Annotated in this window: 11 protein-coding genes; 3 read left to right on the top strand and 8 right to left on the bottom strand. The window is 55.3% G+C overall.

Annotated elements, in window-relative coordinates:
• Positions 1 to 172: 172 nt before the first annotated feature.
• The 6 genes from FE784_RS39380 to FE784_RS39355 all read right to left on the bottom strand — a co-directional run bounded on the left by FE784_RS39380 (position 173) and on the right by FE784_RS39355 (position 5,657).
• Positions 173 to 586: a YugN family protein gene (locus FE784_RS39380; RefSeq protein ID WP_139607774.1), complete on the bottom strand. Its 414-nt coding sequence runs from the start codon at positions 584 to 586 to the stop codon at positions 173 to 175.
• A gap of 317 nt (positions 587 to 903) precedes the next feature.
• Positions 904 to 1,578 carry a response regulator gene (locus tag FE784_RS39375; protein ID WP_139607773.1) on the bottom strand — a complete coding sequence of 225 codons (675 nt, stop codon included), beginning with the start codon at positions 1,576 to 1,578 and terminating at the stop codon, positions 904 to 906.
• Complete coding sequence (locus tag FE784_RS39370) at positions 1,579 to 2,661, bottom strand: HAMP domain-containing sensor histidine kinase (protein WP_139607772.1); 1,083 nt, start codon at positions 2,659 to 2,661, stop codon at positions 1,579 to 1,581.
• Positions 2,658 to 3,734, bottom strand: a complete 1,077-nt coding sequence (liaF, locus tag FE784_RS39365) for a cell wall-active antibiotics response protein LiaF (protein ID WP_176706852.1) — start codon at positions 3,732 to 3,734, stop codon at positions 2,658 to 2,660. The genes FE784_RS39370 and liaF overlap by 4 nt, the downstream gene beginning before the upstream one ends.
• A gap of 496 nt (positions 3,735 to 4,230) precedes the next feature.
• Positions 4,231 to 4,770, bottom strand: a complete 540-nt coding sequence (locus tag FE784_RS39360; RefSeq protein WP_176706851.1) for an RNA polymerase sigma factor — start codon at positions 4,768 to 4,770, stop codon at positions 4,231 to 4,233.
• A 146-nt stretch (positions 4,771 to 4,916) separates the two neighbouring features.
• Entirely contained in the window at positions 4,917 to 5,657 is a 741-nt protein-coding gene (locus FE784_RS39355) for a 3D domain-containing protein (protein WP_246132391.1), read from the bottom strand.
• Between the two features lie 250 nt (positions 5,658 to 5,907).
• On the opposite strand from FE784_RS39355, the gene FE784_RS39350 reads away from it, so the two are divergent.
• The 3 genes from FE784_RS39350 to FE784_RS39340 all read left to right on the top strand — a co-directional run bounded on the left by FE784_RS39350 (position 5,908) and on the right by FE784_RS39340 (position 9,382).
• Positions 5,908 to 7,620 (top strand): helix-turn-helix domain-containing protein, encoded by a 1,713-nt coding sequence (locus tag FE784_RS39350; protein WP_176706850.1) that lies wholly within the window; start codon positions 5,908 to 5,910, stop codon positions 7,618 to 7,620.
• Positions 7,621 to 7,746: 126 nt separating this feature from the next.
• Positions 7,747 to 8,775 carry an ABC transporter substrate-binding protein gene (locus FE784_RS39345; RefSeq protein ID WP_139607768.1) on the top strand — a complete coding sequence of 343 codons (1,029 nt, stop codon included), beginning with the start codon at positions 7,747 to 7,749 and terminating at the stop codon, positions 8,773 to 8,775.
• Between the two features lie 37 nt (positions 8,776 to 8,812).
• Complete coding sequence (locus FE784_RS39340) at positions 8,813 to 9,382, top strand: nitroreductase family protein (protein ID WP_139607767.1); 570 nt, start codon at positions 8,813 to 8,815, stop codon at positions 9,380 to 9,382.
• A gap of 52 nt (positions 9,383 to 9,434) precedes the next feature.
• Here the strand turns inward: FE784_RS39340 and thrS (FE784_RS39335) are convergent, their stop codons facing one another.
• Both thrS (FE784_RS39335) and thrS (FE784_RS39330) read right to left on the bottom strand, forming a co-directional pair.
• A complete protein-coding gene (thrS, locus tag FE784_RS39335; protein ID WP_139607766.1) occupies positions 9,435 to 11,348 on the bottom strand; it encodes a threonine--tRNA ligase in 1,914 nt (637 codons plus the stop codon).
• A gap of 1,101 nt (positions 11,349 to 12,449) precedes the next feature.
• Positions 12,450 to 14,387 carry a threonine--tRNA ligase gene (gene thrS / locus FE784_RS39330; RefSeq protein WP_139607765.1) on the bottom strand — a complete coding sequence of 646 codons (1,938 nt, stop codon included), beginning with the start codon at positions 14,385 to 14,387 and terminating at the stop codon, positions 12,450 to 12,452.
• Positions 14,388 to 14,502: the final 115 nt, after the last annotated feature.

The raw sequence follows: 14,502 nt of genomic DNA, 5'->3' as shown, positions 1-14,502 counted from the left end.
GGAAATAGTGTTCAAACCGACCCTATCCGTTAATATTGCTCTCGACCTTTGTCGAAATAGTGCTGTTTTCAACATTATCGAACCCGCTTTTTCCTCTGGAACGGACTCTACCTGCTCGCCCACCCGATGGTTATCATTAAACATTTTCATATGCAGACAAAACAAACAGGGGCTATAGCAGCCCCTGTTCTACTTCGCGAAGCAATTCCGTCGCTCTCGTTACCCAATGGTCTTCCACGCTGGCATCTTTGTCGACAGGATCCTGGAATTGGTCGAACAGCGCGCCGAAGGTCCGGGGGACTGCCTCCGCATCCAATCCTTCATTGTAGACGTGCTTCAGCACAAACGGAGTGCCCATCAAAATATCCGTACCCGGATTCGGCGTATCCGGGCCCTCCAGACTGCCATGCGTTACTTCGAACGGCAGCCGCAGCCACACTTTATTGGCTTCGTCCAGCGCGCGGTCAAAACAGCCGTGATCATACCCCCAATTTCCTCCGAGCGTAAACTGGAATTGCTCCAAATGATTTTTTACACGGTCGAACTCATCCGTACGGTTCTCCAATGCGGATTGTATTGGCTTCATGGCGCACTCCTTGAACTACGTCGTTAAACGTTTTTCTCAACGATTAAGAAAGTTCAACTTCGATAAAGCACTGAAACGAAAAAGACTTTCTTTACCAAGAAAAACTACCGCCAAATCGCGGTCGCCCCTCCTCGAAAGACGTCGTTAAACGTTTTTCTCAACGATAAAGAAAGTTCAACTTCGATAAAGCACTGAAGCGAAAAAGACTTTCTTTATCAAGAAAAACTACCGCCAAATCGCGGTCGCCCCTCCTCGAAAGACGTCGTTAAACGTTTTTCTTCTAGTTTGCGCCAAAAAAGCCGATTTTAACCCTTATCTCAACTGACAGGTTTACCGCTCCAGCCTTTGCGATGCGCATAAATGGCCAGCTGCGTCCGATCCTCGACCTCGCATTTCATCAGCAGGTTGCTCACATGCGTCTTCACCGTTTTGATGCTGATATGCAGCTCGTCGGCAATGTCCTTGTTCGATTTGCCGTCCGCGATCAGCAGCATGACTTCCATTTCCCGGCTCGTCAGTCCGGCCCCGTCGTCCTGCCCGGATTGGGTGGAGCGTTGGCGCAGTCCGCGCGTCAATGCTTGGGAAACCTCGGAATTCATCACCTGCAAGCCGCGGTACGAGCTACGGATCACATGGGCGAGCTCATCCGAGGAGACGGTCTTCAGCACATAAGTAATGGCGCCGGCCTCGATCGCCTGCAGCACCTTTTCGTCCTCCAGGAAGCTGGTAAGCAATATGACTTTTACTTGCGGGTATAGTCTGGACACCTCTCGCGTCGTATCCACCCCGTCCATGAGCGGCATCATGAGGTCCATCAAAATCATATCCGGCAAGCCGTCCTCCGCGACTCCCTTCAACAGCTCCAGAGCTTCCTTGCCGTTGGCCGCTTCGCCCGTTACGAGAAAGTCGCTCTCCATCGCCAAATACGTTTTCAAACCGAGCCTTACCATATCGTGGTCGTCTACGACCATAATTTTTATCGCGTTCGACATTTAGTTATGCTCCTGTTCCTGATCGCGATCGCGATCGGATTTGTCCGGCCTCTCCTTGACCGCTTCAAATTTCGGAATGCTTATTTTGATCCGCGTTCCCGCGCCGGCCTTGCTTCGGATCTCCATATTGCCGCCGAGCTTCTGGGCCCGCTCGCGCATCGTCGACAATCCGTATGAATTGACCCGGACCGTGTCGCTCTCGAAGCCTTGCCCGTCGTCATGGATTTGCAGTACATACTGGTTGCCGTTATCGTGAAGCGACAAGGCCACATGACGCGCCGAGGCGTGCTTCACTACGTTCGCCATTCCTTCTTGAATAATGAGGAACAGCTGATGCTCGATTCCGTCCGATAACGACCCGGCCAGCCGAATATCCATACTGCCCTGCAAGCCGTTTTGCCGGCAATAATCGGGAAACCATTTGTCCAACGCTTCGGAAAGCCTTCTGCCCTCCAGCTCGATCGGCCGCAGCTGGGCGATCATGGAGCGAAGCTGCTTTTGCGTCAAATTGGACATCGACACAAGCTGCTCGAGAATAGGCCCGACCGACTCCGTTTGCCCCCGCTCGACCATCTTGGCTAGCGACGAGGCCGACATATGGATCGCGAACATTTGCTGACTTACGGTATCGTGCAAATCGCGGGCCAATCTTTTCCGTTCCTCGATGACGGCGTCCTCGTTCGATTTGGCTTGCAGCATCACATTTTCCTCGCCGACCTTCTGCAGCAGCATGACTCTTTTCTCGATCGAAGAAGCCATGTCGTTGAAATCGCCGTATATACGGTCGAATGGATCCCCCCCTGACGGTTGGATCCTCTCTCCCAAGTTGCCGTTGGCCAGCTGCAAAATAGCCAGATGCAGCCTATCGATCTTGCGCTGAAGCTGGGCGGTGATCAAGTAAGCGACCACGAGCCCAGACCCTACGAGCAGCAGCACGTATTCGATCCACAAATTATTTACGCTGAGCGTGTCGCGCCAGTACAACCAGCCTATGGCGAAGCCTCCGAGCACGATGGCGAGAGCGCCCAGAAAATAACTCAGCAGCTGCCATTTGATATTAATCGATCTGGTTAAGCGATTCATCCGACCCGTTTCACCCTCACATCTCCGATAAACGTGCTCACGTTCACGCGGATCTTTTTATCCGCCTCGGCGTATTGGGGAGACTCGGCTTTCATATTGCGGAACAGTCCGCCTTCCCATCTGTCGAATACGCTCATGTCGCCCAAGAAAGCCGATGCCCGGACGCTGATCTCCAATTGCAGGTCGTTCGGAACGAATATTTTCACATCGCCTACGAAGGAAGAAATGTTGATCGTCGTTTGCCCGTAAGGAATATTGGCCCGGGTCAAGTCGATCTCGGTATCGCCGACAAAGTGGGAAATGTTGAGCGGCTTCAGCTCCCAATACTCGCGCCCGATCCGGACATCGCCGATAAAGCTGTGCCGGTTGTCGACTCCGCGGCCTCCGCACGAATGTCCGTGCCAGTCGTGATCATGCTCGTGATCATGCCCATGTTCATCATGCCGCCAATGCTTCCAGTCATGCTTCCATTCGCGCTTGCGCTGCCTCAGATCGTCCTTCCACTCGCGGCTGCGCTGCTTCCATTCCTGCTTCGCCTCGCGCCAATGCTCGCCGCTTCCGTTCGGCGCAGGGGGCGGGGGCGGCATATCATGCGTCCCGTTCATTTTCGAGCCGTCGACATGAGACGGTCCCTCCGCATCCAAATCCGCGCTGGAATAGGGCTTCCAATCCTTGGGCGTATACGGATCCGGATCCGGGCCCGGATCGGGCGCAGCGGCTCTCGGCCGGAACAACAGTTGAATGCCGACCAGGATCAATACGGCCGGGATCGCGAACTTGATCAGCTCGGCAACGCCGAAATTCGGAATCCAGCCGAAATTGTTGTTTAAAAATACGAGGCCGAGACCGATCATAATCGCGCCCCATATGAACGAGCCGATATAGCCGTGTCCCGCATGGCGTACCGCGAACAATCCTTTCAAACCGATCACGATAAGCACTATGGGCCAGAAGTTAGAGAAAATGTAGCCGAGATCTACCGTAATGATATCGGTTTGATTGAGCAGAAATACGACGCCTATCGCAATAAGCACCAATCCGCCGATCGACTTGCTCCAAAAGCCGTTTCTCATAGCGAGTTCCTCCAAGCGGTGGGGTTGCCACCCTTTCTTCGTACTTTCATTGTATGTGATTTCCGGGGGGAAACAAAGAGTCGGCGGATTGATTCGTACTCCGTCTCGGGACGGAGGCGCGAGCAGGCAGGAATGCGGGAGACGCAGCGCAAACGCAAAATAGCCCCACAAGTGGAGCATCGGCAGATTCCGGGGAGCCAAAATAACCCCGCAAAGCGAGGCCTTTGCTCCGATGCTTATCCAGGTACTTTGCGGGACCCCGAAACTTAAAAATTTTATATTGCCAAAAAGGGAGCCGCAGGCAGGCTCCCTCCATTTCGATGCTATCGATTTTCGCAATCGGCGTTAAGATTTCGCATTTTTCGATGTTTTTTTGTTAGCTTCGGCTGTCGTGACTTCATCGGCAAATTCAGCGTTGTTTTGTTGATTTTTGTTTTTGTTCTTCGCCATGTTCGCTCACCTCCATGAAACGTATTATTTGATGGAGGAATTACTTTTATGTAAGTCGGTCCGACTTCAAATACGGATCGTTCAGCATGGTCCTCAACTGCTCCTTGCCCCGATGAATGCGGGCTTTGACGGTCCCGAGCGGCAGATCCATTCGCTCGGCGATTTCTTTGTCCTTCAAATCGTAATAATATTTATAAGTCAAAATTTGTCTGGTCTTGTCGTCCAGCTTCTTGATCTCTTCGAATATAATATTGCGCATCACCCTTTCCTCGACACCTTCCGTCGAAATGAGCGGAACGCCGCTCTCCTCCGGATCGCCGAGCGAGACGGCAACCTTGCGCTTGATCATATTGTAGGCCGTGTTCGTGGCGATAACTTTGGCCCACTGGATCAGCTTATCCCGGTCGCGCAGCGTATCGAGCTTGCGCAATATTTTCACCCATGATTCCTGCACCGCATCCATCGCTTCCGTCTTATTGCGAATGATGGAGTAGGCCACAATGAACATCTGCTTGTACACGTCCATAAGCAACGCATCTTGCTCTTCCGTGCGATCCGAGTTCGTTTGCAGCAATCCCGTTCCCATCAGGCTCATCTCCTAGAAAAAGGGAATTTACAAAGGCAATGAATGCGTTTCCTATATGGAACATATTAGCATAGAGTTGTAGAAAAAAAAAGAAACCAATGCACTGTTCTCGACAAAACAGGACACCGGTTTTGGTTTTATGATCGTTATAGATCCAAAGAACTTATTTTCTGGGTAGAAACGGCGGTCAGGACGTCGTCCCATTGGTTCAATATTTCTTCCGAGACGCGTCCGTTTCCTCTTTTCACGACGAATACGTGGACGGTCCGTTTGCCCCATTCTTTAAAAATTTGATCCTTCGTCGTATAGTACAGGTCGATTTTATTCCCCTTGATCGCGGAGCCGGTATCCGCTACGATGCCGTAGCCGTAGCCGGGAATATACAGAATCGTCCCGAGCGGGAACACTTTCGGATCGGCTGCGATCGTCGATAGAACGCCTTGGCGCACTTTCACCCCGGAATAAGTGATGCCGTACTCGGGATGTCCCGGTTTTTTGCCGGTGGATTCCACTCCGGCATAGTATCCCGTAGCGACTACTTCGACCGAGCCCAGAAATCGCGACGCATCTTCATGGAGCATCGGAAACCGTTTGTTTTTTTCTATAAGCTCTTGGCGGGATTTGAGTTTGGACAGTCTCTCCGCTACGGACTCGCGGGAAACCGCGGCAGCCGGAACATCCGGTCTGCCCGCTTGCGCGGGAAGCTCCGAGGCTTCGTCCGTTGGGGGCGGGTCGTTCGCGACGGAAGAGACTGTCCACGCCCTCGTCGCGGTATTCGCTACTCCTGCGGCCGAATTGCTTTCCATCGGTCCCGGCGCGGCCAGCAGCGCAAAGCACAGCAGCGCGGTCCGAAACCGTCTGGATTGACAAAACGTCGACAATAACATTATATGGTTACCTCCAATTAGGAAGAGCTTTCCCCGAAATCCATGCCGCTATACGAAGCTTTCCGCCAAAACGCAGCGAAGACAGGCACGAAGCCGCCGTTCGCTTGTTTGGAGAAGCCCTCTTCGGAGTTACTACCGTTGCTTTCCGTACGCGGCAATCCGCTATTGAAAGGAAAGGCGAAACGTTTTATCCTATTAAATGAAAATAATTCTCAATGATGAATTCCGACGAAAGGAGCGGATCTCCCCTATGGCCGCTTTCGAACGTGATGCTCAACCCCCTTTGTTGTTTGCTCTGCTGGATATCAGGCGCCACGATAAGCTGGATGCCGGAATCCGCCTGCCGGACCATCATGCAATCTTCTATATAACGGACGGCAAAGGCAGGCTGGAGCTGGAAGGCGAATCGCCGCAAACGCTGATCGGAGGCTGCTGCTTCCTGATCGTTCCCGGCATGGCATATGAAATGCATAGCGATACGGAACGGCCGCTTCACGGTTTCGAGCTGGAGTTCGTCGGTGTCCGGATGACGCATCCTTTGCCTGGGAACGGCACGTCCCCACGCGAAGAAGCCCGGTTTCCGTATGTCGGGGAAGTATGCCGGCACGACGGGCCGCGGATCGGAGAAATGATCCGCGGCTTGTATGACAGCCGCCAGGAGACGGGAGAGCTGAAACGATTTAACCGCCAGCGGCATTTTCTGGAGCTGCTCGCCCATCTGTGGCAATCGGCGGAGAATACGGGAGCGGAGCGGCAGCCCGAGCCGAAAACGGGGATAGCGCGCACGATCGCTTACATGGAGCAAGCGTACAACCACGAGCTGACGCGGGAGCGTCTCGCCAAAATGGCCGGGATGAGTCCCGGCTACTACTCTTCTCTTTTCCGCAAGGAGACCGGCAAAAGCCCGATGGATATGCTGGCCGAGATCCGAATCAACCGGGCCAAGCAGTTGCTGCTGGACTCGGACAGCCCGATGCGGGATATCGCCCAGTCGGTCGGGTACAGCAGCGAGTATTATTTCAGCAGCAGGTTCAAGCAAGTAACGGGCTTGTCCCCGTCCGCATATGTAAAACGAAGCCGCAGCCGCCAGGTCGTCAGCTCCCAGCTGTACACCTCCTACCTGCGTTCATCGCCGCTCCCCGCCTACGGGAACCGCGAAAGGCCGGAGCGCGTCATCGGTTTGTTTCTCGAAGACTACTTGACCGTGCTGGGCGTCAAGCCGCTTATGCAATACGCTTCTTCCGACTATTACCAAAAGTATTTGGAGCCTTTTCTCGAAGATGTAGAGAAGCTGGACGTGGGCCGTATCGATTTCGATTCGCTGAGACGGGCCCGTCCTGACGTCATCCTCCTCGGCTTTACGAACTTCGCCGCCGCCGGGCGGTACGATCGGTTCGCCGAGATCGCACCCACCTTCGTATTCCGGCAGGCGGGGGCCAATTGGCGGGCAACGCTCCGCAGCCTCGGCAGCTTGATCGGCAGGGAGCCCGAGGCGGAGGGAGCGATAGAGCGATACGAGAAAAATGCCGGAGAAGCGCGGAAACGTTTGGCCGAGGCGATCGGCGGAGAGACGGTAGCCCTTCTGCGGCTGCATTTCAGAAACGGTCTGTGTCTGTACGGCGGACCGGAAGGCTACACCGGTCCTGTGCTGTACGAAGACTTGGGGCTCAAAATGCCGCGTCTGCTGCAGGAATGGTCCAGAAGCGGCATGAGATCCGTCGCCTCCATTCCTCCCGAGACGCTGAGCATGCTGGAGGCGGACCACTTGTTTCTGGTCGTGGACGACGGGCAGAAGGGACAAGCGCGCAAGCTGATGGACAGCCCGTACTGGAAAAGCCTTGCCGCCGTACGCAACGGGAGAGTATATGCGGGCGCCACGGACGTATGGATGACGTTCGGCATGATCGCCCACGAGCGGAAAATCGAGCATGCGCTCGATGCGCTCGTTCGAAATCGGGTCTAATCCGAAATCCGAACGACCTGACAATACCATAAATCGAATCGGACATTTCTCTATGGAATCCCCCCATCGTGCATGCTACAATTTCTACGAAAATGATAATCGTTATCAATTAAAGGGGCTGCAACGATGAGAACGATCCGAAACCGACTTCTTCTGTGCACCATCGCTTTATCGCTGACCTTCCTTGCCGCCTGCGGCAACGAAGGAACCGGAGGCGCGCAAACCGCGGGAAGCGGAACTAACGGCCAAGCCTCCTCCTCCTCGGGCGCTACCGCTCCGCAGCAGCCGGCCAAGCAGGAGTCCGCGCCGGCCGTAAACAAATTCAAGCACGAATTGGGAGAGATTCAGGTTCCCGCCAATCCGAAACGGATTACCGCGCTTTATATGGAAGATTTTCTTGTCGCCCTCGGCATCAAGCCGGTAACGCAAACCGTCATCGGCTCCTTCTCGCTGAAATATTTGCAGCCGAGCATCGGGGACCTGCCCAAGCTGGATACGAGCGCGATGAATTTCGAAGCCGCGCTGGCCGCTCAGCCGGATCTCATATTGCTGGCCTTCCCCAACTACGGAAGCGAAGGCAAGTATGAGAAGTATTCCAAGATCGCCCCGACGTACGTGTTCGGCAATGAAGCGCCCGACGCCTGGCGGGATACGCTGCGCAAAGTCGGCGAGCTGACGGGCAAAAAAGCCGAAGCCGAGAAAGTGCTGACCGATTACGCCAATAAATTGACGGACGCCAAGAAGAAGCTGAGCGCCTCAATCGGCAACGAGACGGTCGCTCTGCTCCGCGTGCGCAGCAACAAAGAAATCCGGCTGTACGGAGGCCCGCTGGGCTATTCCGGGAACGTTCTGTACAACGATCTCGGGCTTACTCCGCCGGATATCGTCAAAAAGCTCGCGTGGGGAGACAACGGAGGCATGGCAGTCGTCTCCATGGAGATTATTCCCCAGCTGCAAGTCGATCATCTGCTCATCACCTATGACGACGGCGGGAAAGAGCTGGCCAAGGAAATTTTCGAAAGCAACGTATGGAAGGCGCTGCCCGCCGTGCAGAAAGGGCATTTGTACGAGGTGAGCCTGGACCACTGGATGACCTTCGGTCCGGTAGCCTACAACAAAAAAGTCGACGACGTAGTGAAAGCGCTGGTCAAGTGACCGAACAGGATAAGCGGACGAGGAGGGCAAAAGAAGCATGATAGACACTTATGCGGGTATCGAGAAGACGATCCGCGAACGCCGGACCGTCAATCAGTTTAGCGGCGAGCCGGTATCGACCGATTTGGTCACGGAGCTGTTGGACGCCGCCGTGTGGGCGCCGTTCCATTCGCGCCGGGAGCCGTGGCGGTTCCTCCTGTTCGTCGGGGACGGCCGCAAGCGATTTTCCGACGCGGTACTGTCGACTTACACCGACGAGAAAAGGGAGCAGTACGGGGAGAAGGTGGCGGACGTGTATTGCACCGGCGTACCTGTTCACTTGGTCGTATTGATCGAGGAGGAGCCCCGGCCGAAGGAATGGGAGGAAGCGTTCTCCGCGGCCAGCGCCCTGATCCAAAATATCCAGCTGCTCGCCTGGGAGCGCGGGATCGGAGTCGTCTGGAAGACGAACGACTACAACTGGAGTCCGCTGTTTCGCGAAGCGATCGGCGTCAAGCCAGGTCAAAAGGTAGTCGGCACGCTGCATATGGGCTACTTCGACAAGACGAAGGTACGCAGGCCGAAGCTGCGCACGCCGGTATCCGAGCTGCTGACCTTGATCGATTAGCATGATGCAACAGCCCCGGGAGCTTATCATTCCCGGGGCTTTCTTGTCGCCCTCACCAACCGTCCCCGATGTCGCCCTTTATTTTCTCGACGGCTTCCTCGACTTTCAGAACGCCAATGTCGCCTTCTTCTCTAAGGCGAACGGACACCGTGCCGTCTCGGGCTTCTTTCTCGCCGACAATAAGCATGTAGGGCGTTTTGGACAGCTGCGCCTCGCGGATTTTGTAGCCCAGCTTTTCGACGCGCAAATCCGCATCGGCCCGAATGCCGGCCGCCCGGAGCAGCTGCGCCGTTTGTTTGGCATAACCGTCGAATTTGTCCGATACGGGTAAAATCGTCGCTTGCACAGGCGAGAGCCACACCGGAAAAGCCCCCGCGTAATGCTCCGTCAAGATGCCGATAAACCGGTCTATCGATCCGTACACGGCACGGTGAATAATGACCGGCCGCTGCCTGCTGTTCGATTCGTCCATATACGCCAGATCGTAATTGTCCGGCATTTGAAAATCCACCTGAATCGTGCCGCACTGCCAGCTGCGCTTGATGGCGTCGCGGATATGGAAGTCGATCTTCGGTCCGTAGAAAGCTCCGTCGCCTTCATTCAGCCGGTATTCGACTCCGCGACGTTCCAGTACGTTGCGCAATGCCGTCTCCGCCTTCTCCCACAGTTCGTCCGAGCCCATCGACCGCTCCGGTCTCGTGGACAGCTCCATCGTATAGTCGAACCCGAACACGCGGTACATCCGGTCGATCAGGTCGATCACCTTGCCGATTTCGTCCTCGATCTGATCCGGACGGGCAAAAATATGGGCGTCGTCCTGGCAAAACGTCCGCACCCGCATCAAACCGCTCAAGCTTCCGGACAGTTCGTGCCGGTGCACCTGTCCGAACTCGGCCAGCCGGATCGGCAGCTCGCGGTACGAATGCATCGCGTTTTTGTACACGATAATATGACCCGGGCAGTTCATCGGCTTCAGCGCGAATGTCGCTTCGTCGACTTGGCTGAAATACATGTTCTCGTGGTAATGGTCCCAATGCCCGGACTGCTCCCAGAGCCTCCGGTTCATCATAAAGGGCGTGCGGACCTCCTCATAGCCGAGCTCGGCCTGCAGCTGGCGCGCAAACCGCTCCAGCTCGTTGCGGATGACCGTGCCCTTCGGCAAATAAAACGGCATGCCCGGCGCTTCCTCGGAGAACAGAAACAGCTCCAGCTCCTTGCCGATTTTGCGGTGGTCGCGCTTCTTCGCTTCCTCTAGCAGGTCGAGGTGCTCCTGCAGCTGCTCCTTCTTCGGAAAAGCCGTGCCGTATATGCGCTGCAGCATTTTGTTATCGGAGCTGCCGCGCCAGTAGGCGCCAGCCACGCTCAGCAGCTTGAACGCCTTGATTCGCCCCGTCGAAGGCAGGTGCGGCCCACGGCACAAATCGACGAACTCGCCCTGCTCGTAAAGGGAAATGACCGCATCGCCAGGCAAGTCGCGCAGCAGCTCCAGCTTGAGCGGATCTTCCAGCTCGGCGAAAAGGCGCTCCGCTTCCTCGCGGCTTACTTCCCGACGGACGATCGGCAAGTTTTCCTCCACGATCTGTTCCATTTCCCGCTCGATCCTTCCCAACTCCTCCGAAGAGATCGGCTGCTCCAGATCGACATCGTAGTAGAAGCCGTCCTCGATAACCGGACCGATGCCGAGCTTGACGGCTTTGCCGCCGTACAGTCGCTTCAGCGCTTGCGCCATCAAGTGTGCCGCGCTGTGTCGGTACACCTTGACTCCGTCCGCCGATTCGAGCGTGACAATTTCCACCTGCGCGTCCCGTTCGAGCCGATAGCTCAAATCGACGGCTTTGCCGTCCACCTTACCCGCTACGGCGTTTTTTCTCAGTCCCGGGCTGATCGCCCCGGCAATTTCTTCGATGCTGATTCCCGCTTCGAACTCCCTGACGGCTCCGTCGGGCAATTTGATTTTGATGGACATATCGTCTTCCTCCTGATTCATATGAGAATAAGCGCACAATTGACGCGGTTTACTATTCGTCCGGCTAAGGCTTCATGACATGAACAGTCTGGTCCGTATCCGTCTTGCTTCGTGACATGAAAAGGTTCGGTCCCTATCCGTCTTGCTTCGTGACATGAACAGTCTGGTCCGTATCCGTCTTGCTTCGTGACATGAACAGTTTGGGTCCCTATCCGTCTTGCTTCGTGACATGAACAGTTTGGTCCGTATCCGTCTTTATGACTAGGGAAGTTTTCATTATGTCTCGAAAACGGGCTAAATCATGATGCAATCTGCAAAATAACTGGAAAAAGTCACGTTATTCCCAGAGAGCAATCGGTAATATAGAAAATAACTGGAAATTATGCATGTAAATCGACGCGAAGTAACCAAATGGGCACACTTCATCCGAATTAACTGTACGTTTTCCAGCTAACTACCCGCAACAGTACCGATTCCGTCCAATGAACTGCATGTTTTACAGTTAATTCCGCGCGAGCACCGGGACCTCACCGAGCTCCATGTCTTTATGCTTCATGTAGAGTTCTCCTTCCCTTTTCTGTTTCTGTCTGTACGGTCATAGCCGCTTGACTTCGAATATGAGTTCATCCGGCGGCACGACGCCTTTCCCTCGCCTTATTTCCTCGAACGACAAAACACGCCCGATCCGCGTAGGGACGAGCGTGCTGTCGTGGTTCCACCCTTGTTCGTTTCGCTGTTGTCCCGAACGGGACAAGCAAGCAAAACCTTATGGCATCCGGTAACGGGGATGGGACGGCATAAGCTATTCGGGAAGGTCATGGCACTGCCGGAGGCGCTTGTGACGCTTTCTTTGCCGAGGCTGCAAGGTTTGGGGAGCTGGCAGCAGCTATCAGACGGCATGCGGTGTCCGAAAAGCGGCGCCCAGGCTCGAAATGACTCCTGCAGACCGTCGGACCGGCAAATTCCCTTTCGCAAATGCGGCTGCAAAGCGGTAAACGTCCGGCTCGGACTTGAGGGGCTCTCACCTGTCCCCCTCTCTCTGGGAAGCGTTGCCGGCGTTCGTGTCTTTGGTCGTAGCCTGTTGTCGTATCGTTCGTTCGCTTACACTTTCTTCGTGCGGATTTCTTCCGTAATCATCGAGACGACCGCGTCGGTGGCATGCGCTCCGATGTCGCCTTCGCCGCGTTTGCGTACGGACAGCGTGCCGGCGTTCACTTCATTTTCGCCGACGATGAGCATGTACGGCGTTTTCTCCAACTGCGCCTCGCGGATCTTGTAGCCGAGCTTCTCGTTGCGGAGATCGGCTTCCGCGCGGACACCGGCCGCCAGCAGCTTCTCGGTCGTCTGCTTGGCATAGTCGTCGAATTTGTCCGATACCGGGATGACGACGGCTTGCACCGGCGACAGCCAGGTTGGGAGCGCTCCGGTAAAGTTTTCGAGCAGGAATGCGGTCATCCGCTCCATCGTGCTAATAATGCCGCGGTGAATGACAACCGGACGATGCTTGTTGCCGTCCTCGCCGACGTATTCGAGGCCGAACCGTTCCGGCAGCAGGAAGTCCAGCTGTGCGGTGGACAGCGTTTCCTCCTTCTTGAGCGCAGTCTTGATCTGCACGTCGAGCTTCGGACCGTAGAACGCCGCTTCGCCTTCGGCTTCGTAATACGGCAGCTTCAGCTCCTCGACGACCTCCTTCAGCATGCGTTGAGACATTTCCCACATCGCATCGTCCGGATAATACTTCTCGGTGTCGTTAGGGTCGCGGTACGACAAGCGAAACCGGTACTCCTTGATGCCGAAATCCTCGTACACTTGCTGGATCAGCCCGATAACGCGCGCGAATTCTTCCTTGATCTGATCGGGACGGGCAAAAATATGCGCGTCGTTCAACGTCATCGAGCGAACCCGGTGCAAGCCGGTCAGCGCCCCGGACATTTCGTAACGGTGCATCGTACCGAGCTCGGCGACGCGGATCGGCAAGTCCCGGTAGCTTCTCATATCGCTTTTGTAAATCATCATATGGTGCGGACAGTTCATCGGTCGGAGCACGAGCTCCTCGTTGTCCAGCTCCATCTTCGGGAACATGTCTTCTTGGTAATGCTCCCAGTGACCGGATATTTTATACAGCTCCACGCTGCCGAGCACCGGCGTATAGACGTGATGGTAGCCGAGCTTTTCTTCCAGATCGACGATGTAGCGCTCCAGCAGGCGGCGAAGCTTGGCGCCCTTCGGCAGCCAGAGCGGTAAGCCTTGCCCGACTTCCTTCGAGAAGGTGAACATTTTCAAATCTTTGCCGATGCGGCGATGGTCGCGTTTCTTCGCTTCCTCGAGCAGGACGAGGTGTTCGTCCAATTGGGCTTTTTTCGGAAAAGCCGTGCCGTATATGCGCTGAAGCATTTTGTTTTTGGAATTGCCGCGCCAGTACGCTCCCGCCACGCTGAGCAGCTTGAACGCCTTGATGCGGCCCGTCGAAGGCAAGTGCGGTCCCCGGCACAGGTCGAAAAATTCGCCTTGATCGTAAATCGTAATGACCGAATCCTCCGGCAGGTCGCGAATAAGCTCCAGCTTGAGCGGATCTTCCAGCTCGGTGAAAATGCGTACCGCTTCCTCGCGGCTCACTTCGCGGCGGACGATCGGCAAATTTTCCTGCGTAATTTTGTCCATTTCCTTCTCGATCTTCTCGAGGTCCTCGGACGACACCGGCTGCTCCAGGTCGATGTCATAGTAAAATCCGTCGTCGATGACCGGTCCGATGCCGAGCTTGATCGCTTTGTTGCCGTAAATCCGCTTTAGCGCCTGAGCCATCAGATGCGCCGTACTGTGACGATATACTTCGAGCCCGTCCGCGGAGTCCAGCGTGACGATCTCCACCTTCGCGTCGCTCTGCAGCCTGTGGTTCAGGTCGACGACTTTGCCGTCCACTTTGCCGGCGATCGCATTTTTTTTCAAGCCGGAGCTGATCGATCCGGCTACATCCTCGATGGTCGAACCCGCCTCGTATTCGCGGACGGCTCCGTCCGGTAACGTTACTTTGACTGACATGCTTGTCTCCTCCTAATAGCCTGGAAAGCCAGCTTTCCGGCGATGCTCTTGCTCTTGCTTTCGCTCTTTTGCTTTTTGCTTTGCTCTTTAGCCTGGGAAGCGGAGCTTCACGGCG

Origin of the sequence: Paenibacillus hemerocallicola, from assembly GCF_006265175.1 — a bacterium.
In the GTDB taxonomy this organism is placed as follows: Bacteria; Bacillota; Bacilli; order Paenibacillales; family NBRC-103111; genus Paenibacillus_AB; species Paenibacillus_AB hemerocallicola.
Note: the sequence above shows the minus strand (reverse complement) of the source record. Positions and strands in the feature narration are given on the sequence as shown.